Genomic DNA, 20,658 nt, shown 5'->3' on the forward strand with positions numbered 1-20,658 from the left:
GTGTCCCTGGACACGCCATTTTTTTAACAAAAACATTAGTCTGACAACCTGATAAGCAGACTGAAATGTAGAACCTTAGGGACCCCAGCAATGATTCACGACTTTTGCATCATCGGCGGCGGCATTGTCGGCCTCGCTACCGCCATGGAATTGCTCAAGCGCCAGCCCGGCGCTTCGCTGGTGATCCTGGAAAAAGAGTCGGTACTGGCCAAGCACCAGACCGGCCATAACAGCGGTGTGATCCATGCGGGCATCTACTACGCCCCTGGCAGCCTCAAGGCCGACCTTTGCAAGCGCGGCGCCGAAGCCACCAAGCAGTTCTGCCGCGAACACGGGATCAAATTCGAGGTGTGCGGCAAGCTGCTGGTGGCCTCCAATCCCCTGGAAATGCAACGGATGGAAGCCCTGCACGCCCGCGCCCAGATCAACGGCATGCAGGTCGAGCGCCTGGATGCCAAACAGTTGCGCCAGCGTGAACCGAACATCGTCGGCCTGGGCGGGTTGTTTCTCGACGCCACCGGGATCGTCGACTACCGCCAGGTGTGCGAGACCATGGCCCAGGTGATCCGTCGCAACGGTGGGCAGATCTGCCTGGAGCGCACGGTGACCGCCATCCACGAAGACACCGATAAAGTCACCGTCAATACCCATGGCGAAACCTGGCAGGCGCGCCACCTTGTGGTCTGCGCTGGCTTGCAGTCGGACCGGCTGGCACGCCTGGCCGGGATCAGCATCGACCATCAGATCATCCCGTTTCGTGGCGAGTACTTTCGCCTGCCGGCGGCGAAGAACAACATCGTCAATCACCTGATCTACCCGATTCCCGACCCGGAGCTGCCGTTCCTTGGCGTGCACCTGACACGCATGATCGACGGCAGCGTCACCGTCGGCCCGAATGCCGTGCTCGGCCTGGGCCGCGAGAACTACCGCAAGTTCTCGGTGAACTGGCGCGACGTGGCGCAGTACGCCAGCTTTCCGGGCTTCTGGAAAACCATTTGGCAGAACCTCGGCTCCGGCACCACCGAGATGAAGAATTCGTTGTTCAAGTCCGGATACCTGGAGCAGTGCCGCAAGTATTGCCCGTCCCTGACCCTCGACGACCTGCTGCCCTACGAGGCCGGGATCCGCGCCCAAGCGGTCATGCGCGACGGCAGCCTGGTGCATGATTTTCTGTTCGCCCAGACCTCACGAATGCTCCACGTGTGCAACGCGCCCTCACCGGCAGCCACCTCGGCCATGCCCATTGGCGCGATGATCGCCGACCGCCTGTTTCAGCCCCAGTAACACCACCCAGTAATACCCGCACTGCCCGTTCACCCAACAATAACTACAAAGACCCAGAAGGAAGTCCAGCATGACGGCATCCGCCTCCATCCCCGGTACCGAAACGCCCGAGCAAGCCCGCAAGCGCCTGCGCAAAGTCGCCGCCGCCACCATCTTTGGCTCAATGCTGGAGTGGTACGACTTTTACTTGTACGCGACCATGGCAGCTATTGTGTTCTCGAAGATCTTCTTCGATAACAGCGACCCGAAAACGGCCACGCTGATGGCTTTTTCCACCTTTGCCATTGGCTTTATCGCCCGCCCGTTCGGCGGCGTCCTGTTTGGCTACCTGGGCGACAAGTTCGGGCGCAAGCAGGTGCTGGTGCTGACTTTCTGCCTGATGGGCGTGTGCACCACGCTGATCGGTCTGATCCCCAGCTACGCCTCCATCGGCATCTGGGCGCCGATCCTGCTGGTGTTCATCCGCATCATCCAGGGCCTGGGCGCCGGGGCCGAGTTGTCAGGCGCCGCGGTGACTTCCTACGAACACGCCGCCCAGGGCAAGCGCGGCAGCCAGGGCGCCTGGCCGGCGTTGGGCCTCAACCTGGGCCTGCTGCTGTCGTCGCTGACCATTTACCTGCTGACCATCAACGGCAACGAGTTCCTACTGGCCGGCGGCTGGCGCATTCCGTTTATCTGCAGCATCGTGCTGGTGGGTGTGGGCCTGTGGGTGCGCAACAGCATTCCGGAAACCCCACAGTTCCAGGAGCTGAGCAAGGAAGCCGCCAAGGCCAAGCCATCACCGCTCAAAGCGCTATTCAAAAACGACCTCAAGGGCCTGGCGGTGGTGTTCTTCGTCGCCATTGGCTACAACGCTTTGAGCTACATCTTCAAGACCTTCTCCCTGGCGTACCTGACCCAGTTCAAAGGCGTGGATGTGCACGTCACCTCCCTGTCGGTGACCATCGCCAGCCTGGTCGCCATCGTCGCCGTGCCCTGCTTCGGCTGGCTGTGCGACAAGTGGAGCAGCAAGGCCGTGCTGATGCTCGGCGGGCTGTGCTCATTGCTGTTCGCCTATCCGTTCCTGGCCCTGCTCAACAGTGGTGAAAGCCTGATGATCTACCTCGCCATCGGCGTGGGTACCGGTATCCTTGCACCGATGATGTTTGCGCCACAGGGCTCGTTCCTGAGCCGACAGTTTCCGACCCAGACACGCTCTTCGGGCTTCGGCACCGGGCGTGAAATCGGTACCGCCATTGCCGGCGGCCTGGCACCGTTGGGCGCGCTGTCGATGGTGGCGGCCTCGGCCACTCACTCCACCGATGGCGTGGTGATCATCCTCGCGGTTTCTGCATTGTTGGTGGTGGTATTTGCCCTGTGTGATCAGGGCGCTAAACACTCGACATTCAAGAACTGAGGAAAAAAGTTCGGATCAACGGGTGCATGGATGCACCTGGATCGCGCATCATGGGCACTTTCAAGCTCAAGGGTAACGTCCATGCGCGTTCTGTCATTGATGATGGGTCTTACGACGCTGGCCGCCAGTACGGTGTTCTGCGCCAGCGCGATGGCGAATGAAGAAAGTCAGTTGATACAACAGATCAACCAGTACCGCAGCCAGCTACAACGCTGCGGTGACCAGGGCTCCCAGGAGCTGCCGCCGCTGACCAGCGACACACGCCTGGTGCTGCCGGCCTCCAATGTCGGCGATTTGCAGCAGTCCCTGGCGCGGGCCGCCTACCCCATGGTTAACGTGCAGGCGATCAGCCTGTCCGGGCCCAAGGATGCCGACGCCGCCATGAAAGCGGTGCGCGAAAGCTTTTGCCGCGTCGTGCTGGACCCGCAATTTGTCGACATCGGCGTCAGCAACAGCGGCCAGGACTGGCGCATCGTGCTGGCGCGGCCGCTGCTGACCAGTGGCCTGGGCGACTGGCAGACCGAAGGCAAGCAATTGCTCAACCTGGTCAATGCCGCGCGCGCAGAACCGCGCACCTGCGGCACCCAGGCATTCACCGCGACCACCCCGCTATCGTGGAACGACACCCTGGCCAGCGCGGCCAATAGTCACACACGCAATATGGCCAACGGCAACTTCTTCGACCACCTCGACCACGACGGCCGTACACCTGGCGACCGCGCCGAGCTGGCCGGGTATATCGCGAAGAACATCGGCGAGAACATCGCTGCTGGCCTTGATACCCCGCGCAAGGTCGTCGACGGCTGGCTCGCCAGCCCCGGCCATTGCGCCAACCTGATGAACCCGCAATTTCGTGAATTGGGTGCCGCCTACGCGATGGACCCGAAAAGTGATGCGGGCATTTACTGGACAGGGGTATTCGCTGCCCAATAAACCCTGGGCAGCGGCCCCCAAAAAATCAATGTATTCATCTATTTCAACGGAGGTAGCATCAAAATGACATCGCCTGGATAATCGCGCGCTGAACTGGCGGCGATCGTACAGGTCTGTAGCCTGGCAACCTGACGTTTCAGGCAACAGTCAAACCGTTGTAAATTAAGGTGTTGACCCAATGATGAATTGGCTGCAAGGCAGCAGCGACATGGCCGAGCGGGTGCGCCAACATGATTGGGCCAGTACGCCCCTGGGGCCGCTAGAGCAGTGGCCCGATGTGTTGAAAACCACCGTCGCGCTGTGTTTCGCTTCTCGATTTCCCCAAGCCATCGTTTGGGGACCTGAGTTGATTACGCTCTATAACGATGCGTTCACGCCGATACTGGGTAACAAGCCCGAAGCGCTGGGCCGCCCGTTCAACGAGGTGTGGCATGAGGTGTGGAGCGACATCAGCCCTATCGCCAGCGCAGCGTTCGAGGGGCATGCCACCTACATCGAAAACTTCCCGCTGCTGATCGAACGCGATGGTGCACCGGAACAAGCGTACTTCACCTTCTGCTACAGCCCCATCCGGGATTCCCGAGGCAAGGTGGTCGGCATGCTCGATACGGTGACCGAGACCACCTCCACCGTATTCCTCGCCCGGCGCCTGGCGGTGCTCGATGCCATTGGCAGCACCGTGGCCAACGCCACCGACGCCGAAGCAATCCTGACCGCCACCACCCAACTGCTGGCGCAGCACCTGCAGGTTTCCATTTGTGCCTATGCCGACATGGATGCCGATGAAGACGGCTTCACCATCCGCGGCAACTGGGCGGCGCAGGGTTCGTCGAGCATCATTGGTCATTACAGCCTGGCGGCGTTCGGAGCGCGCGCCGTGACCTGCCTGCGCGCAGGCCAGCCTCTGGTGATCCGCAACAACCTGACCGAACTACCGGCCGATGAATCGGCAACCTTCCAGGCCCTGGGCGTAACAGCCACCATCTGCGTGCCGCTGATCAAGGATGGGCGGCTCACTGCGTTGATGGCCGTGCATGACAAATTGCCCCGCCACTGGTCGTCCTACGACCTTGCGTTATTGGGAGAAGTCACCGAACGCTCCTGGGCACACATCGAACGCGTGCGCGCCGACGCCGCCGTACGCGAAGGCCTGGCGGCATATACCGAACTCAACGCCACCCTGGAACAGCGGGTAGAAGAACGTACCCTGGCACTGGCCAAGGCCGAAGCCGCGCTGCGCCAGTCGCAAAAGCTCGAAGCCATCGGCCAGCTGACCGGCGGTGTCGCCCACGACTTCAACAACCTGCTGACCATCATTCGCTCCTCCGTAGACTTCCTGCGCCAGCCCGGCTTGTCGGAAGAACGCCGCCAACGCTACATGAGCGCCGTCTCCGACACCGTCGAGCGGGCCAGCAAGCTGACCAGCCAGTTGCTCGCCTTCGCCCGCCGCCAGCCGTTGAACCCGCAGGTGTTCGATGTCGGCCAACGGGTGCAGAACATCGGCGAGATGCTTGAGAGCGTTACCGGGGCACGCATTCATGTGCAGGTGCAATTGCCCGAACTGCCTTGCCACGCTCGTATCGACCCCAGCCAATTTGAAACCGCACTGATCAACATCGCCCTCAACGCCCGCGATGCCATGGACGGGCAAGGCACGTTGACCCTGAAGGTCGCCGGGTACCAGGCTCTGCCGCGTATCCGTGGGGATGCCGCGTCGCGCCTGCCCTACGTCACGATTTCCCTGGCAGACACCGGCACGGGTATTGCCAGTGACACCTTCGAGCGCATTTTCGAACCGTTCTTTACCACCAAGCCTGTGGGCAAAGGCACTGGCCTGGGCCTGTCCCAGGTGTTTGGCTTTGCCAAGCAATCGGGCGGCAATATCGATGTGTGCAGTACGCTCGGCCAAGGCACCGTGTTTACCCTGTACCTGCCGCAAGTGGACAGCCAGGCCGAGCCACCACCGCCCACTCGCGACCCACTCGTGACGCTGCCGGACAATGTCCAGCGCCATGTGCTGATTGTGGAGGACAACCTGGAAGTGGGGCGTTTCGCCAGCCAGATCCTCCAGGACCTGGGTTACCAGACCACCTGGGCTACCGACGCCCGCCAGGCACTGACCCTCGCAGGCCCGGACGCCACAGCGTTCGATGCGGTTTTCTCGGATGTAGTGATGCCAGGGATGACCGGTGTCGCGATGGCCAAGCTCCTGCGCGAACGCCGCATCGACCTGCCGGTGGTGCTCACTTCGGGCTACAGCGAAGAACTGGCGGACAGTGGCTATGAAGGTTTCGAATTCCTTGCCAAACCCTACTCTGCCGACCAAGTCGCCCGTGCCTTGGCCAAGGCCATGTTCAAAGACTGACGCTACTGCGCCACAACGACTTGATTGCGGCCCAGGAACTTGGCGCGGTACAGCGCTTTATCGGCATTGTTCATCAGGCCGTGCAGGTCATGCTCGTGGCCCTGGGTCGAGGCCACCCCGAGGCTCGCGGTCAAACCCTGCACCGGCTCAGCGCTGAGACCGGCAATCGACTCGATCAGTTGCTGAGCGATATCCCGAGCAGTTTCCAGGGACGTATTGGGCAGCAGCACGGCAAACTCTTCGCCGCCCAGGCGCCCCGATACATCGGCTTGGCGAAACGAAGCGCTGATCACCCCGCCGATCTGGCGCAACACCTGGTCGCCGGCCTGGTGGCCGTAGGTGTCGTTGATGCGTTTGAAATGGTCCATGTCCAGCATCAGCGCACACAGCGGCTGCTGGTTCTGCCGGCACTGTGCGTACAGTAACTGGGCATGTTCGAAGAAGGCACGACGGTTCATCAGACCTGTGAGTTCGTCGGTCTGGGCGGCATGGGTGGAAATCGTGTTGGCACGTTCCATTTGCCGAGTCAGGCGGAAGGCTTTTTCCAGGGCATCGGAGAGTTTGCGCGTGGCACTCACTACAAACGTGGAGAACACCAGCACCGCGATTGCCACGCCCACTTGCATCGATGACGGTTGGAACAGCAACCACAGCGTACACGGCAGCAGCACCATAGCCATGGAGCTAAGCGTCATGTAGCGGTACGCCGAGTAACAGGACACCGCGCTGACCGACATACCCACGGTAAACAGCATGACCAGCACCTGGGACACGCGGTCGTCGGTGGGCATGACCGCCAACGCACCCGCGCCCCAGACGCCAGCCGATAACATCAACGTGACCCAATAACGCCGCTCCCAGCGAGCGGGCGTGCGTTCACTATAAGGACAACGAAACCAGTCCGCGAACATCTTCAGTCGCAACAGCGACGTGCCCGCCAGCAGTACCAGCCATACCAGCATGACCCTGTGGTCGAAGCGGTCCCAACACAGCCAGCAGAGCATGGCGGCGCCCAGGTAACTGCCGAACACCGCAGAGAAGGATTGACGGAACAGCTGGTGCAAACGGTCCGTTCGCACTTGCTCCTCTATAACGCCATCCTGATCCTGCACACGACTGAAGCTGTTCATGCAATCCGCCTGTTTCGACTGCTATGACAAAGGCGCCATTGTGGCACCCTGCCAGTAGCCCGGACAACTGCATCCAGCAAGGTAGAGCCCTTAAAGCACTTGTGGGCGCAGAATCAACACCCCCAACGGCGGCAGGTTCAACGACAGTGACGCCGGTTGCCCATGCCGTGGCTCGTCCTGGGCAAACACCTCTCCCCCATTGCCGTAATTGGAGCCGGCGTAGGTATCCGCATCACTGTTGATGACCTCGCTCCAACGCCCGCCGAACGGCACACCCACCGCATAACCTTCACGCGGTACCGGAGTGAAGTTCGCGACCACCAGCACCGGCTGGCCGTCTTTGCTCCAACGTAGCCAGGCGTAGACACTGTTGATCGCGTCGTCGCCAATCAGCCATTGGAAGCCCTGAGGCGCATCATCCTGTTCATGCAGCGCCGGCTCCTCGCGGTACAGGCGGTTCAAATCGCCCACCAGTTTCTGCACGCCACGGTGCTCGGGGTATTGCAGCAAGTACCAATCCAGTTGCTGGTCGTGGTTCCACTCGCGCCATTGCCCAAACTCGCACCCCATGAACAGCAGCTTCTTGCCCGGGTGCATCCACATGAAGCTCAGGTAGGCGCGCAGGTTGGCGAACTTCTGCCAGCGGTCGCCAGGCATCTTGTCGATCAACGAATGCTTGCCGTGCACCACTTCGTCATGGGAGATCGGCAGGATAAAGCGCTCGGACCAGGCGTATACCAGGCCAAAACTCAGCTCGTTGTGATGATGGGCGCGGTACACCGGATCTTGCTGGATGTAATGCAGGGAATCGTGCATCCAGCCCATGTTCCACTTGTAGTTGAAGCCCAGCCCCCCCTGTTGCGTCGGCTGGCTGACCCCGGGCCAGGCCGTGGATTCCTCGGCAATCACCAAGGCCCCCGGCGCTTCCAGGGCGACCACGTCGTTCAAGTGCCGCAGGAAGTCGATGGCCTCCAGGTTCTCTCGGCCGCCATGACGGTTGGGCACCCACTCTCCGGCCTTGCGCGAGTAATCGCGGTACAGCATCGACGCCACCGCATCCACGCGCAGGCCATCGATATGGAAATGCTTGAGCCAGTGCAAGGCCGACGCCAGCATGAACCCGTGGACTTCGGTGCGGCCCAGGTTGTAGATCAGCGTGTCCCAATCCTGGTGGAAGCCTTCCAGCGGGTTGGCGTATTCATACAGCGCCGTGCCGTCGAATTGCGCTAGGCCGTGAGTATCAGTGGGGAAATGCGCCGGCACCCAGTCGAGGATCACGCCGATATCGGCCTGATGGCAGGCATTGACGAACCAGGCGAAATCTTGCGGCGAACCAAAGCGCGCACTCGGGGCGAACTGTGACAAGGCTTGATAGCCCCAGGAGCCGCCAAAAGGGTGCTCCATGATCGGCATCAATTCGATATGGGTGAAGCCCAGTTCCTGTACGTAGGGAATCAAGCGCTCGGCCAGTTCACGCCAGCCGTACTGGCGGGCGACTTCGCCGGCCTCATCCAGTTCGCACTGCCAGGAGCCCACATGCAGCTCATAGATCGACAGCGGCGCCGTGGTTTTCTGTTTGTCACCACGGGCCTGCATCCATTCGTGGTCTTGCCAGTCCACCTGCAGCGGCGCGGCGACTTTCGAAGCGGTGTCGGGCGGCAATTGGGTAGCCAGGGCCATGGGGTCGGCCTTGAGCGGCAGGATCCCGTGGGCGCCGAGAATTTCGTATTTGTAGGCTGCACCGGGCTGCAGGCGTGGGATAAAGATCTCCCACACGCCTGACGGATGACGCAGGCGCATCGGATGGCGGCGGCCGTCCCAGATATTGAAGTCACCCACCACCGAGACCCGCCGCGCATTCGGCGCCCATACAGCAAAGCGCACCCCTTCTACACCGTCGAGGCTGGTCACCTGGGCGCCGAGGCAACTGCCCAGGTCACGGTGATTGCCCTCGGCAAACAGGTACAGGTCCATTTCCCCGAGCAGCAATTGGCTGAAGCTGTAGGGGTCTTCGGTAATCTGCTCGCCGCCGGCCCATTGGATTTTCAACAGGTACGGCTGGCGCGTGCTGAACTGCCCGACAAACAACCCTGGTACTTGAGTCGCTTCCAGGCTGCCAAGGGTCTCATTGCCATCGCGGCTCAGCACTTGAACGCTCAGCGCCTCCGGCACAAAGGCGCGGATAAATTGGCCGCCCTGTTCGTCGTCGTGCGGGCCCAGGATCGAGAATGGATCAGGGTGCTCGGCGCGCACCAGCGCTTCGACGTCCTTGGACGCCGGCAATGCAGTCAACTTGGGCTGCAGCGGTTCTTTATGTGTAAAACTCATGACGTCTCCCCACCGCGTACAGGTTTCGATTTAGGTGTTAGCCCGCTGAGCAAACCGTGCAACCCCTGCAGGGGCACCGGTAACCAGGTCGGGCGATTCTCCGCTTCGTAGGCCACTTCGTACGCAGCCTTCTCCAGGCTGAACAAGGTCAGCGCCGCGTCCTGGCCGTTGGCATCCTGCCAGTCATGCGCCAGTGTAGACGTAGCGGCCTGATAAGCCTGGGTAAATGCCTGGCGGGCTTCATTCAGGTAGCGATCGGTCACGCGTTTGCGCGCAATGTCCGCCTCTGGCGAGTGATCCACTCCTTGCACATTCAGGGCCATGGCCGCCGCGTAATCGAAGGAGCGCAACACGCCGCTCACATCTTTATACGGGCTGTGCTTGCCGCGTCTTTCATGCAACGGCCGCGCCGGCTCGCCTTCAAAGTCGATCAGGTAGGCATCGCCCTTGACCACCAGCACCTGGCCCAGGTGCAAGTCTCCATGCACGCGGATACGCAACCCACCTGCCGTGGCCTTCGCCAACGCCTGGACATGCCCGGCGATGGCTTTTTTCTGCGCCAGTAACTCACTGACCAGTGCCTGATCAGCGGGGTTCAACTGGCTTTGATGAAGTTTGAGCAGTTGCAGCGCACGTTCGATCTGGGCGCCGACATCCTTGGCCCAGGCCTGGGTGTCCTTGGCCGTGGTGATCTCGGGCTTGAAGTCCTTGTCGGCCGTCGGCGCGCCCAGGACTCCATGCATTTCCCCCAGGCGCTGGCCGAGCAACCCGGCGAAATCTGCCAGTTCACCCAGGGCGTTGTAGTGCTGCTCCTGTTCAGAGATGGCTTCGGCCAGTTCGTCGCGGATCGCCCGCTCCAGATTATTCTGGGTCCAGCTCCAGGCGTCGCCCTGGTTGCTCAGGTAACCCTGGGCAATCATCAACAGGTTGTCCTGCCCTTGCCCGTCGCGACGGCTCATGGAGCCCAGCAATGGCGAGATATTCGGGTAGCCGGCGGCGGTCAGGTAAGCGCTCATTTCCAGCTCCGGGTGCACCCCGGCGCTGACTTTGCGAATCAGCTTGAGCACCAGGCTCTCGCCCACCACCACCGAACTGTTGGACTGCTCGGCGGACAGGTAACGCACCGCGGATTCGTCGCTCAGTTGCAGCCCGGCCAAGTGCGCAGTCGCCTCAAAACGCAGATCGCCCTCACTGCAGTTGAGCACGGTACCCACCTGCATGGCCTGGATCACCTCGCGTATAAAATGCTCAAGGCTGAAGGCATCGGTCACCAACCCCACCTGTCGGGTGCGCCGCACCCTGGCCAGGGCCAACTGCTGGGGCAAGGCGCTGGTGAACTGGTCTTCGCCAAGAAAGCCCAAGGGCAATTGATAACGGCTGACCTGGCCGCCACTGGTGACCTCGATTTCACTGAGCAGCACCGGATGCTGCGGGTCGCCAAAGCGTACGCCGTATGCGATATGCACACTGTCGATGGCCGTATCTTTGCCGGCAAACCAGCGACGCTTGGGTAGCCAGGCCGGCAGTGAAGTCTGCTCCAGGCTGGTGCGGCAAGGTTCTTCGAGCAACTCTTCCATGCGTTTTTTCAATACCAGTGTGGTGAAGTCCGGCATGCTTTGCGCCGGTTCCACATGCCAACTGGGCATCTGATTTTCCGCCGCCAGCACAAACCAATAGAAACCATAAGGTGCCAGGGTCAGCAGGAAATTCAGCTGGCCGATGGGCGGGAAGGCATTCCCGCCGAGCATCTCAACCGGCACCATGCCGGCAAAGGCCGACAGGTCCAGCTCTGCGGCCTGGGCGCTGCGTGAAACGTTGGCCACGCACAGGATGATCTCGCTGCGGCCGTCTTCGCCGGTGTACTCACGGGTATACGCGAGGATCCGACGATTGCTTGGCGAGAGCATTTTCAGGCTGCCACGGCCAAACGCCTTGGATTGCTTGCGCACCGCGAGCATGCGCCGGGTCCAGTTGAGCAAAGAATGCGGGTCCTGGGCCTGGGTTTCGACGTTGACCGACTGATAGCCGTATTGCGGGTCCATGATCGGCGGCAGCACCAGGCTGGCTGGGTTGGCGCGGGAGAAGCCGCCATTGCGATCGATGGACCATTGCATCGGCGTACGCACGCCGTCACGGTCGCCCAGGTAGATGTTGTCACCCATGCCGATTTCATCGCCGTAATACAGGGTCGGCGTGCCGGGCATCGACAGCAACAGGCTGTTGAGCAACTCCACGCGGCGGCGATCGCGCTCCATCAACGGCGCCAGGCGTCGACGGATGCCAAGGTTGATACGGGCGCGACGGTCGGCGGCGTAGTAGTTCCACAGGTAGTCGCGTTCCTTGTCGGTGACCATCTCCAGGGTCAGCTCATCGTGGTTGCGCAGGAAGATCGCCCACTGGCAGTTGGCGGGGATTTCCGGGGTTTGGCGCAAAATATCGGTGATGGGGAAGCGATCTTCCTGGGCCAACGCCATGTACATGCGTGGCATCAGCGGGAAGTGAAAGGCCATATGGCATTCATCGCCGTCATCGCCCTTCTTGTCGCCAAAGTACAGTTGGGTGTCTTCCGGCCACTGATTGGCTTCGGCGAGCAGCATCCGGTCGGGGTAATGGGCGTCGATCTCGGCGCGGATCTGCTTGAGGACGTCGTGAGTTTCCGCGAGGTTTTCGTTGTTGGTACCGTCACGCTCGATCAGGTACGGGATGGCGTCCAGGCGCAGCCCGTCGATCCCGAGGTCGAGCCAATAGCGCATCACCGACAACACCGCCTTCATGACTTGCGGGTTATCAAAGTTGAGGTCGGGCTGGTGCGAATAGAAGCGGTGCCAGAAGTACTGGCCGGCCACCGGGTCCCAGGTCCAGTTGGACTTCTCGGTATCAAGGAAAATGATACGCGTGCCGTCGTACTTCTGGTCATCGTCCGACCACACGTAGAAGTCCCGCGCCGCCGAGCCCGGCTTGGCCTTGCGTGCACGCTGGAACCAGGGGTGCTGGTCGGAGGTGTGGTTGATCACCAACTCGGTGATCACCCGCAGCCCGCGTTTGTGGGCCTCGGCAATAAAGCGCTTGGCGTCGGCCATGGTCCCGTAGTCGCTGTGTACGCCACGGTATTCGGCAATATCGTAGCCGTCATCGCGGCGCGGCGAGGGGTAGAACGGCAGCAGCCAGATAGTATTCACGCCGAGGTCGGCAATGTAGTCGAGCTTGGCGATCAGCCCGGGAAAGTCACCGATCCCATCGTTATTGGAATCGAAATAGGATTTGACGTGAACCTGGTAGATCACCGCGTCCTTGTACCAGAGCGGGTCTTTGATAAAGGTGGCTGTCTTGGGTTTCTTCGCCATTGGAAACTCCTGAAAACACTAAAATTCGCACGGTGGACGGTCCCACATTTTGATCTCCACTTGTCTAGGAAACGGTAATGCGCCAGATCCCGAACGGCATCTGCGGCTCCAGCCGCGTCCACTGGTTTTTGCCATGCCAGGTCCAGCGGTGGCCGTTCATCAAGTCTTCGCCCTGGGTCTGGGCATCGTCCGGCAGGCCCATCTCCCACAATGGCAACTCGAAATGGGCTTCCTGGGCATTGAAGGGGTCGAGGTTGACCGCCACCAGGATGAAGTTGCTGCCATCTTCACTGCGCTTGCCGAAATACAGGATGTTGTCGTTCCAGGCGTTGTAGAGCTTCAGCCCCAGGTGCGTGTGCAGCGCCGGGTTCTGCCGCCGGATGCGGTTGAGCTGGGCTATCTCGGCAATGATGTTGCCGGGCGCAGTGAAGTCGCGTGGACGGATCTCATACTTCTCCGAATCCAGGTATTCCTCTTTGCCCGGTACCGGCGCCGCTTCGCACAATTCAAAGCCCGAATACATGCCCCACAGGCCCGAGCCCATGGTCGCCAGCGCCGCGCGAATCAGGAAGCCGGGGCGCCCGCACTGGTGCAGGAAGCCAGGGTTGATGTCCGGTGTATTGACGAAGAAGTTCGGTCGGTAGCATTCGCGCCACGGCGACTGGTTCAACTGCGTCAGGTATTCGCTCAACTCAGCCTTGGTGTTGCGCCAGGTAAAGTAGGTATAGCTCTGGGAATACCCGACCTTGCCCAGGCGCGCCATCATGGCCGGGGTGGTGAAGGCTTCCGCGAGGAAGATCACCTCAGGATATCTGGCCCTGACATCGCTGATCAGCCATTGCCAGAAGGGCAGCGGCTTGGTGTGGGGGTTGTCGACGCGAAAGGTCTTCACGCCCTCTTCCACCCAGCCCACCACAATGTCGCGCAGCTCGGTCCAAAGGCTTGGAATCGCATCCGCCGCGTAGAAATCGACGTTGACGATGTCCTGATACTTTTTCGGCGGGTTTTCCGCGTATTTGATCGTGCCGTCCGGGCGCCAGTTGAACCAGCCCGGGTGTTGCTTGAGCCATGGATGGTCCTGGGAACACTGGATGGCGAAGTCCAGGGCGATTTCCAGGCCATGGTCGGCGGCGGCCTGTACCAGGCGGCGGAAATCATCACGGCTGCCCAACTGCGGGTGGATTGCCTCGTGACCGCCCTCCTCGCTGCCGATGGCATAAGGGCTGCCCGGATCATCGGGGCCGGCAGTCAGTGAGTTGTTCTTGCCCTTGCGATGGCTGCGGCCGATGGGATGGATCGGCGGGAAGTACAGCACGTCAAAGCCCATGTCATGGATCATCGACAAGCGTGAGTGCACATCGTTGAAGGTACCGTGGCGCGCCGGATCATCGGTAATCGAGCGGGGAAACAGCTCATACCAACTGGCAAACTGCGCCGCTTCACGCTCCACATCAACCGGGTACACCGGGCTGACACTCAGGTAGGCGCGGTGATCGGCCTGGGTCATCAGGTGTGCACTGTCTTCGTGCAGGAACAGCGCTACCTGCTCGGTTTCCAGCAGGCCCGAGAGCTCGTGGTGCAACAGCATCAAGCGGTCGCGCAGCTCGTTGTCGCTGCGTTCGGCGGCCTGCAATACCAGGCTGCGGCCTTCCTGCAGCTCGAGGCTGACCGGCACACCGGCCTCATGTTTCTTGCGCAGCTCGTAGCAGAAGCTGGCGAACGTATCGATCCAGGCTTCGATGCAGTATTCATGCGGGCCCTGCTGAGCGACAGTGAACGCACCCTCCCAGCCATTGTTGCCGACATCGGTCATGACCACGCTGTGCCAGCTTTCATCCTCCCGGACGCGCCAGCGGATCAGTACTGCCAGTTTGTCGTGGCCGTCGGCGAACACGTTGCTGGTGACATTAACCCGCTGGCCCACCACGGCCTTGACGGCGAACTCGCCGTTGTCGATCACCGGCATGGTGCTTTCGATAGCGATCCTGGGTAACAACAATGCTTGGGACAGCGGCAATGTGGAGTCTTCTGGAACCAGTGTTTCAGCAGTCATCGAGCATCTTCCCCTTACGCCCTGTGGACGCTCTTGGCTTGATCCGAATTCAAAGACGGCGAGGCTCTCCCTGAGCAGGGCCGTATAAGGTCCGAGCCTGGGTGCCGTTCAAAAGTTCAGGTGGATATGCCGCCACTGGGCGGGGAATCAATTCCCCCAGGCAAGGGTCCACCGATAGAGCCAAGCACAAAGGAGGCCACACCGATGAATATCCCGATACCACCTGAACCCGAAGATCCGAATATCGACGACCCGGCACTGCCACCCACCGAACCGAAACCCATTCCCGAGCAGGAGCCGCCTGACAGCGAGCCGCCACCCGTGCAGGAGCCACCTACGACAATGCCACCCGTTATCGTCTGACTCCGCCACCCGCGTACGCTTGCCCGCGATCAACATCATCGCGGGCAAGCACCGTCGATATTTCCCACCTACTTCACAGACAGCGCCGAGATCGCCCGCTCGATGGTCAAGATAGATTCAGCTCACGCGAGCTGACCCGCCCTGCTGGCCGCACATTATCCAGTCCCTGAAGCGAGTAATTTCCATGACCATCTCAATGCTGCCCCAAACCTCGAATATTTCCGGCATACAACAACCATTGGCCATTGATCGACAGGCATTGAACGATTTATTGAGGGCCGGCCCCAGCGGAATCATGCGCAGGAAACAGCCCGACAGACATCCCTCTGACGCCCCCAAGGCACCGCAAACCTTAACGCCTCCCAACCCTGCACCTGCTACGAACGCACAACCGCAGGCTCCCGGTGCTGAAGCGCCCAAGGCACCGCAAACCCCAACTGTGCCCAACCCTGCCCCTAACACAAACGCACAACCGCAGACTCCCGGTGCTGAAGCTCCCAAAGCACCGCAAACCCAAGCTACGCCCGGTGCTGCCCCCACATCGAACGCAGAGCCGCCCGCACCTGGTGCCGACACGCCCAAGCTCAATCGCATTCGTGAACTCACGAGCCGGGAGAACATCACGCAGATGCTGCGCGAGCCACACTCGCCGGAGACCGCCAGGCAGTTGGCCGAGATCCGTAGCCTGTTGAGCAAGGAGAATGTCAAGGCATTGCTGCAAGGCCCGAATGCAGATGAAGCGCGCAAACTGATTACCGAAGTGAAGGCACGTTTAGATCAGTCAAGCCTGCAGACAATTCATGACCGTTCCTCACATATCCCGAGCCCTGGCCTGAGCCCTCAAGAGATCCGCGATCGCACTTCCAGTTCTGATCCCGAGGAAAGTGCCAACCAGGTCAGGCAAATAGAGAGTGAGATGCGCATTGAGGAGTCATATGCCAAGCAGCGAGTACGCAAAAGTACACCTCTCGCCTCGGCCCTGTTCGATATAGGCAAGGGACTGGAAGTCAGCGAACCCACCCCTCAACCAGAGAGCCCACCACCCACTGCGGACAATCTCAAACCCAACAAGGACAACAGCAACAGCAATACAAGCAATACAAGCAATACAAACAACAGTATTCCCAGGTATGACGAAGGCCAGACCTTCACCTTCCACAGTATCCGCGAGTCAAATTTCGACGCGCCCAAAGAGGTGATTGATTTTGACCACAACAAAGACAAACTGGTTGTATCCGCAATTCGAAACCAACTTGGCAACAAGCCATTGAAATTGGTAGAGAATTTTTCCGGAGCCAGTGGCGAGGTGCAGATTCACTACAGCCCGGCGAATAATACAAGCGTGGTGATGATTGCCGGCAACCCCGGAGAGCCGCCCTTCGTGGTGAAAGTCTTCGGTGAGGTGAGGTACAGCAACCTCACCACCTGAGCCTGTTCACTCGCCCTTCTCCAGCAGCTTGACCACCCGTGGCATCACGCTGAACACCGCGAGTGCCAGCAGCGTGCTGAGTACCGCCGTCGACTCACGGCCCATTCCCGCTGCCACGCCAATGGCAGCGGTCATCCACAACCCGGCGGCGGTGGTCAGGCCCTTGACATGGCCTTCTTCGTCCTCTTTGCCCTTGAGGATGGTGCCGGCACCGAGGAAGCCAATCCCTGCAATCACGCCCTGCACTACGCGGCTCATGGCGTCCGCCTGGTTGCCGGACATTTGCGGCACCAACACGAACAGCGCTGCGCCCAAGGCCACCAGCATATGGGTGCGCACCCCGGCCGCCTTGCCTTTGTGTTCACGCTCGAAACCCAGGATGCCGCCAAGGATCGCGGCGATCAGCAGGCGTACGGTTATTTGAGTCAGCTGCCGGGCGTCGCCGATATCGGCGAATTCGGCTTGCAGGGTTTGCCACACTTGCTGCCACCAGGCGTCCATGGACGCACTCCTTTTTATTATGGATAAAGCATGGACAGTTCAGACCGCCAGTCAGTTGCCTGGAACCCGCCCACATGGCAGTCGCCTAACGGTATATAGCCCATAGGAAGGAGATCGCCATGACCGTACGTATTGAAAATGGTTTGTGCTACTTCAAGCTCGACGAGAACGGCCAGGAACAAAGCCTGCCAGCCACCCAGGTAAAAATCCTTACTGACGATGGCAAGGCCATGTCTTATGTCGACTTGGCCGGCGAGCGCATCTACATCACCGAAGTCGAGGCGGACGCCCTGACGGGTGTGGGGGCCATTGATGGCCGTAAGCATGTGAAGGCCGAGGAACCTGGTTCGCTGATTTAGTTGATCTGTATCAGCACACATCGAAAGTCCCTGCACCCCAGCGGCCCCGGGGTGCAGCACATTGACGCAGATGGATATTCAACGCCCATCTGATCTGCTTTTTATCGTCACACCTGAGTCTGTTATGCAAACAGTCTGTCGCCCATAGTTCATCGGCCTGATGGAGGCTGATGAGCGAACGACCATGAGCGAACGAATCCCAACCGTGGAAACCTTTGAGCCCATACACCCAAAGAAGGTGAAGGCCAAATCCAGCGACAACCTGATCCATACCCGCAGTTTCACCGGCTTATTCCGCACCCTGCGCGTCGGCGGTGCCGGCCTGCTGTTCCTGGCGTTTTTCGGCACTGTGTGGCTGAACTGGGGTGGCCGCCAAGCCGTGCTGTGGGACCTGGCCGAAAGCAAGTTCCACATCTTCGGCGCCACCTTCTGGCCCCAGGACTTCATCCTGCTGTCGGCGCTGCTGATCATCTGCGCCTTTGGCCTGTTTGCGATCACGGTGTTTGCCGGCCGCGTATGGTGCGGCTACACCTGCCCGCAAAGCTCGTTCACCTGGCTGTTCATGTGGTGTGAAAAGGTCACCGAGGGCGAACGCAACCAACGCATCAAGCTGCAAGCCGCACCGTGGAGCCTGGGCAAACTGGCGCGGCGCTCGGCCAAACATACGTTGTGGCTGGGTATCAGCGTGTTGACGGGGCTGACATTTGTCGGCTACTTCACGCCTATCCGCCCGCTCGCCGCCGAATTGCTGACCTGGCAGATGGGCGGTGTGAGCCTGTTCTGGGTGCTGTTTTTCACGGCTGCCACTTACATCAATGCCGGCTGGCTGCGTGAAGCGGTGTGCATGCACATGTGCCCTTACGCACGGTTTCAGAGCGTGATGTTTGACAAGGACACCCTGACCATTTCCTACGACCCTGCCCGCGGCGAACGCCGTGGCCCGCGTAAACGCGACGTGCAGCCTGCAGATGTCGGCCTCGGCGACTGCATCGACTGCCAGCTGTGCGTGCAGGTGTGCCCCACCGGCATCGATATCCGCGACGGCCTGCAAATGGAATGCATCGGGTGCGCGGCGTGCATCGACGCCTGCGATTCGATCATGGACAAAATGGGCTATGCCCGTGGTCTGGTGAGCTACACCAGTGAACACCAACTGCAAGGCGGCAAAACTCACCTGCTACGGCCACGCCTGATCGGCTACAGTGCCGTGCTGCTAGTGATGATCGCCGCGTTGGTGGTGGCCTTGATCGGACGGCCGATGGTGTCGCTGGACGTGACCAAGGACCGTGGTATGTTCCGCGAGAACAGCCAGGGCCTGATCGAAAACATCTACAGCCTCAAGGTCATCAACAAGACCCAGCAGCGCCAGGACTATCGCCTGGAACTGGTGGATGCCGAAGGCTTCCAGTTGCAAGGCAAGACCCAGGTCAGCCTGGCGCCAGGGGAAATCGTCGATGTACCGGTGTCGGTGGCATTGCTGGCGGACAAACCGGTGAGCAGTTCGCAGACTATCCGCTTCAAAGTCACGGATGTGGATGAACCCTGGATCTACAGCGCTGCAGACAGTCGTTTTGTCGCGCCGTTGAATCGCTGAAATCTATCTGGATAGGTTGAGATCAAATGTGGGAGCGGGCTTGCTCGCGAAAGCGCCGGGTCAGGTTATATCTGCGTCACTGACACACCGCTTTCGCGAGCAAGCCCGCTCCCACATTTACCCAGCGTACACACAGAAAAACCTGTTTAAGGCCGCCATGAAACGCTACGAAAAATTCGCCGACGACATCGCAGAACTGATCCGCTCCGGCGTCCTCGGCCCTGGCGAACGCGTACCCTCAGTACGCTATGCCAGCCAGACCTACGGCGTCAGCCCTTCGACGGTGTTCCAGGCTTACTACTTACTGGAGCGTCGTGGGTTGATTCGCGCACGGCCGCGTTCCGGCTACTTCGTCAACACCCACGCACCGAGCCCGTTTTCCGAGCCGGTGGTGAGCGAGCAGGTGCATGAGTCAACCGATGTGGACGTGAGTGAGCTGGTGTTTTCGGTATTGGATTCCATCAAGGACCCCAACACCGTGCCCTTCGGTTCGGCGTTCCCCAGCCCGATGTTGTTTCCACTGCCGCGCCTGGCTCGGTCCCTGGCCAGTGCCAGCCGCGAAATGGACCCACGCCTGGTCGTCACCGACATGTCACCGGGCAACCCGCAACTGCGCCGGCAGATTGCCCTGCGGTATATGGTTGGCGGTCTGATGCTGCCCATGGAAGAGTTGCTGATCACCAACGGCGCCCTCGAAGCCCTGAACCTGTGCCTGCAGGCCGTGACCGAACCGGGTGACCTGGTCGCCATCGAGGCACCGGCGTTTTACGCCTGCCTGCAAGTGCTGGAGCGCCTGAAGCTCAAGGCCGTGGAAATCCCCGTGCACCCGCGCGATGGCATCGACCTGAATGCCTTGGCACAAAGTCTGGAGCGCTACCCGATCAAGGCCTGCTGGACCATGACCAGCTTCCAGAACCCCATGGGCGCCACACTGCCGGAAGCAAAAAAACAGGCGCTGGTGGAACTGCTGCGTAGCCATCAGGTACCGCTGATCGAAGATGACGTCTATGCGGAGTTGTACTACGGGCAGCAAGCTCCCAAACCGGCCAAGGCTTTTGATACCGAGGGCCTGGTGATGCACTGCGGTTCCTTTGCCAAGAGCCTGGCACCGGGTTATCGCGTCGGTTGGGTGGCGGCCGGGCGCTTTGCCCAGAAGGTCGAGCGCCTGAAACTGATGACCTCATTGTGCCCGTCGATGCCGGCCCAGGCGGCAATTGCCGACTACCTGCAACACGGCGGCTATGACCGGCATCTGCGCAAACTGCGCTATGCCCTGGAAGAACAGCAAAGCGCCATGCTGGCGGCCATCGCCCGTTACTTCCCAGCCCAGACACGGGTCAGCCAGCCGGCAGGCGGGTACTTCCTTTGGCTGGAACTGCCGGAGCAGACCGACTCGCTGAAGTTGTTCCAGATGGCCTTGGCCCAGGGCATCAGCATCGCACCGGGGCCGATATTTTCCGCCACCCGGCGGTTCAGGAATTGCATTCGCTTGAACTATGGCAGCCCGTGGTCGGAGGCGTCGGAAAAGGCCATGGAGACGTTGGGGCGGATCGTGCGATCTTTTTGACGGCGCAATGCC

General features: G+C 60.6%; 14 protein-coding genes. 9 read left to right on the forward strand and 5 right to left on the reverse strand.

Annotation, left to right across the window (positions count from 1 at the left end; translation table 11 throughout):
* Window positions 1–90: 90 nt before the first annotated feature.
* The 4 genes from lhgO to FRT59_RS19460 all read left to right on the forward strand — a co-directional run bounded on the left by lhgO (window position 91) and on the right by FRT59_RS19460 (window position 5,978).
* On the forward strand, window positions 91–1,284 hold the full coding sequence (gene lhgO / locus FRT59_RS19445; protein WP_153872084.1) for an L-2-hydroxyglutarate oxidase: 1,194 nt from the start codon (window positions 91–93) through the stop codon (window positions 1,282–1,284).
* 70 nt (window positions 1,285–1,354) lie between these two features.
* Window positions 1,355–2,680, forward strand: coding sequence for an MFS transporter (locus FRT59_RS19450; protein WP_153872085.1), 1,326 nt, complete (start codon window positions 1,355–1,357; stop codon window positions 2,678–2,680).
* An 81-nt stretch (window positions 2,681–2,761) separates the two neighbouring features.
* Window positions 2,762–3,613 carry a CAP domain-containing protein gene (locus FRT59_RS19455; RefSeq protein ID WP_034119420.1) on the forward strand — a complete coding sequence of 284 codons (852 nt, stop codon included), beginning with the start codon at window positions 2,762–2,764 and terminating at the stop codon, window positions 3,611–3,613.
* A gap of 178 nt (window positions 3,614–3,791) precedes the next feature.
* On the forward strand, window positions 3,792–5,978 hold the full coding sequence (locus FRT59_RS19460; RefSeq protein ID WP_153872086.1) for a GAF domain-containing protein: 2,187 nt from the start codon (window positions 3,792–3,794) through the stop codon (window positions 5,976–5,978).
* A 2-nt stretch (window positions 5,979–5,980) separates the two neighbouring features.
* On the opposite strand, the gene FRT59_RS19465 is transcribed toward FRT59_RS19460, so the two are convergent.
* The 4 genes from FRT59_RS19465 to FRT59_RS19480 all read right to left on the reverse strand — a co-directional run bounded on the left by FRT59_RS19465 (window position 5,981) and on the right by FRT59_RS19480 (window position 14,833).
* Window positions 5,981–7,108, reverse strand: coding sequence for a GGDEF domain-containing protein (locus tag FRT59_RS19465; RefSeq protein WP_153872087.1), 1,128 nt, complete (start codon window positions 7,106–7,108; stop codon window positions 5,981–5,983).
* Window positions 7,109–7,198: 90 nt separating this feature from the next.
* Window positions 7,199–9,436: a 1,4-alpha-glucan branching protein GlgB gene (gene glgB, locus FRT59_RS19470; RefSeq protein WP_153872088.1), complete on the reverse strand. Its 2,238-nt coding sequence runs from the start codon at window positions 9,434–9,436 to the stop codon at window positions 7,199–7,201.
* On the reverse strand, window positions 9,433–12,780 hold the full coding sequence (gene treS, locus FRT59_RS19475; RefSeq protein ID WP_153872089.1) for a maltose alpha-D-glucosyltransferase: 3,348 nt from the start codon (window positions 12,778–12,780) through the stop codon (window positions 9,433–9,435). The genes glgB and treS overlap by 4 nt, the downstream gene beginning before the upstream one ends.
* Before the next feature lie 64 nt (window positions 12,781–12,844).
* Window positions 12,845–14,833: an alpha-1,4-glucan--maltose-1-phosphate maltosyltransferase gene (locus tag FRT59_RS19480; protein WP_153872090.1), complete on the reverse strand. Its 1,989-nt coding sequence runs from the start codon at window positions 14,831–14,833 to the stop codon at window positions 12,845–12,847.
* Between the two features lie 204 nt (window positions 14,834–15,037).
* On the opposite strand from FRT59_RS19480, the gene FRT59_RS27020 reads away from it, so the two are divergent.
* Together FRT59_RS27020 and FRT59_RS19485 are read left to right on the forward strand one after the other, a co-directional pair.
* Complete coding sequence (locus tag FRT59_RS27020; RefSeq protein ID WP_167524297.1) at window positions 15,038–15,196, forward strand: hypothetical protein; 159 nt, start codon at window positions 15,038–15,040, stop codon at window positions 15,194–15,196.
* Window positions 15,197–15,380: 184 nt separating this feature from the next.
* A complete protein-coding gene (locus FRT59_RS19485) occupies window positions 15,381–16,625 on the forward strand; it encodes a M10 family metallopeptidase C-terminal domain-containing protein (protein WP_153872091.1) in 1,245 nt (414 codons plus the stop codon).
* A gap of 6 nt (window positions 16,626–16,631) precedes the next feature.
* Here the strand turns inward: FRT59_RS19485 and FRT59_RS19490 are convergent, their stop codons facing one another.
* A complete protein-coding gene (locus FRT59_RS19490) occupies window positions 16,632–17,126 on the reverse strand; it encodes an MgtC/SapB family protein (RefSeq protein WP_034119414.1) in 495 nt (164 codons plus the stop codon).
* 119 nt (window positions 17,127–17,245) lie between these two features.
* On the opposite strand from FRT59_RS19490, the gene FRT59_RS19495 reads away from it, so the two are divergent.
* The 3 genes from FRT59_RS19495 (at window position 17,246) to mapR (ending at window position 20,646) form a co-directional block, all read left to right on the forward strand.
* Entirely contained in the window at window positions 17,246–17,485 is a 240-nt protein-coding gene (locus tag FRT59_RS19495; protein ID WP_153872092.1) for a DUF3203 family protein, read from the forward strand.
* Between the two features lie 184 nt (window positions 17,486–17,669).
* Window positions 17,670–19,079, forward strand: coding sequence for a cytochrome c oxidase accessory protein CcoG (gene ccoG, locus FRT59_RS19500; RefSeq protein ID WP_153839923.1), 1,410 nt, complete (start codon window positions 17,670–17,672; stop codon window positions 19,077–19,079).
* 157 nt (window positions 19,080–19,236) lie between these two features.
* Window positions 19,237–20,646 carry a GntR family transcriptional regulator MpaR gene (gene mapR, locus FRT59_RS19505; RefSeq protein WP_153839924.1) on the forward strand — a complete coding sequence of 470 codons (1,410 nt, stop codon included), beginning with the start codon at window positions 19,237–19,239 and terminating at the stop codon, window positions 20,644–20,646.
* Window positions 20,647–20,658 lie beyond the last annotated feature (12 nt).

Origin of the sequence: Pseudomonas haemolytica (genome assembly GCF_009659625.1) — a bacterium.
GTDB lineage: Bacteria > Pseudomonadota > Gammaproteobacteria > Pseudomonadales > Pseudomonadaceae > Aquipseudomonas > Aquipseudomonas haemolytica.

Excerpts from the sequence above, each read along its gene's own strand:
- FRT59_RS27020 (WP_167524297.1), top strand. The coding sequence starts at position 15,038 with ATGAATATCCCGATACCACCTGAACCCGAAGATCCGAATATCGACGAC.
- FRT59_RS19460 (WP_153872086.1), top strand. The coding sequence starts at position 3,792 with ATGATGAATTGGCTGCAAGGCAGCAGCGACATGGCCGAGCGGGTGCGC.
- mapR (WP_153839924.1), top strand. The coding sequence starts at position 19,237 with ATGAAACGCTACGAAAAATTCGCCGACGACATCGCAGAACTGATCCGC.
- treS (WP_153872089.1), bottom strand. The coding sequence starts at position 12,780 with ATGGCGAAGAAACCCAAGACAGCCACCTTTATCAAAGACCCGCTCTGG.
- glgB (WP_153872088.1), bottom strand. The coding sequence starts at position 9,436 with ATGAGTTTTACACATAAAGAACCGCTGCAGCCCAAGTTGACTGCATTG.
- FRT59_RS19450 (WP_153872085.1), top strand. The coding sequence starts at position 1,355 with ATGACGGCATCCGCCTCCATCCCCGGTACCGAAACGCCCGAGCAAGCC.
- FRT59_RS19480 (WP_153872090.1), bottom strand. The coding sequence starts at position 14,833 with ATGACTGCTGAAACACTGGTTCCAGAAGACTCCACATTGCCGCTGTCC.
- FRT59_RS19465 (WP_153872087.1), bottom strand. The coding sequence starts at position 7,108 with ATGAACAGCTTCAGTCGTGTGCAGGATCAGGATGGCGTTATAGAGGAG.
- lhgO (WP_153872084.1), top strand. The coding sequence starts at position 91 with ATGATTCACGACTTTTGCATCATCGGCGGCGGCATTGTCGGCCTCGCT.
- ccoG (WP_153839923.1), top strand. The coding sequence starts at position 17,670 with ATGAGCGAACGAATCCCAACCGTGGAAACCTTTGAGCCCATACACCCA.
- FRT59_RS19455 (WP_034119420.1), top strand. The coding sequence starts at position 2,762 with ATGCGCGTTCTGTCATTGATGATGGGTCTTACGACGCTGGCCGCCAGT.
- FRT59_RS19495 (WP_153872092.1), top strand. The coding sequence starts at position 17,246 with ATGACCGTACGTATTGAAAATGGTTTGTGCTACTTCAAGCTCGACGAG.
- FRT59_RS19490 (WP_034119414.1), bottom strand. The coding sequence starts at position 17,126 with ATGGACGCCTGGTGGCAGCAAGTGTGGCAAACCCTGCAAGCCGAATTC.
- FRT59_RS19485 (WP_153872091.1), top strand. The coding sequence starts at position 15,381 with ATGACCATCTCAATGCTGCCCCAAACCTCGAATATTTCCGGCATACAA.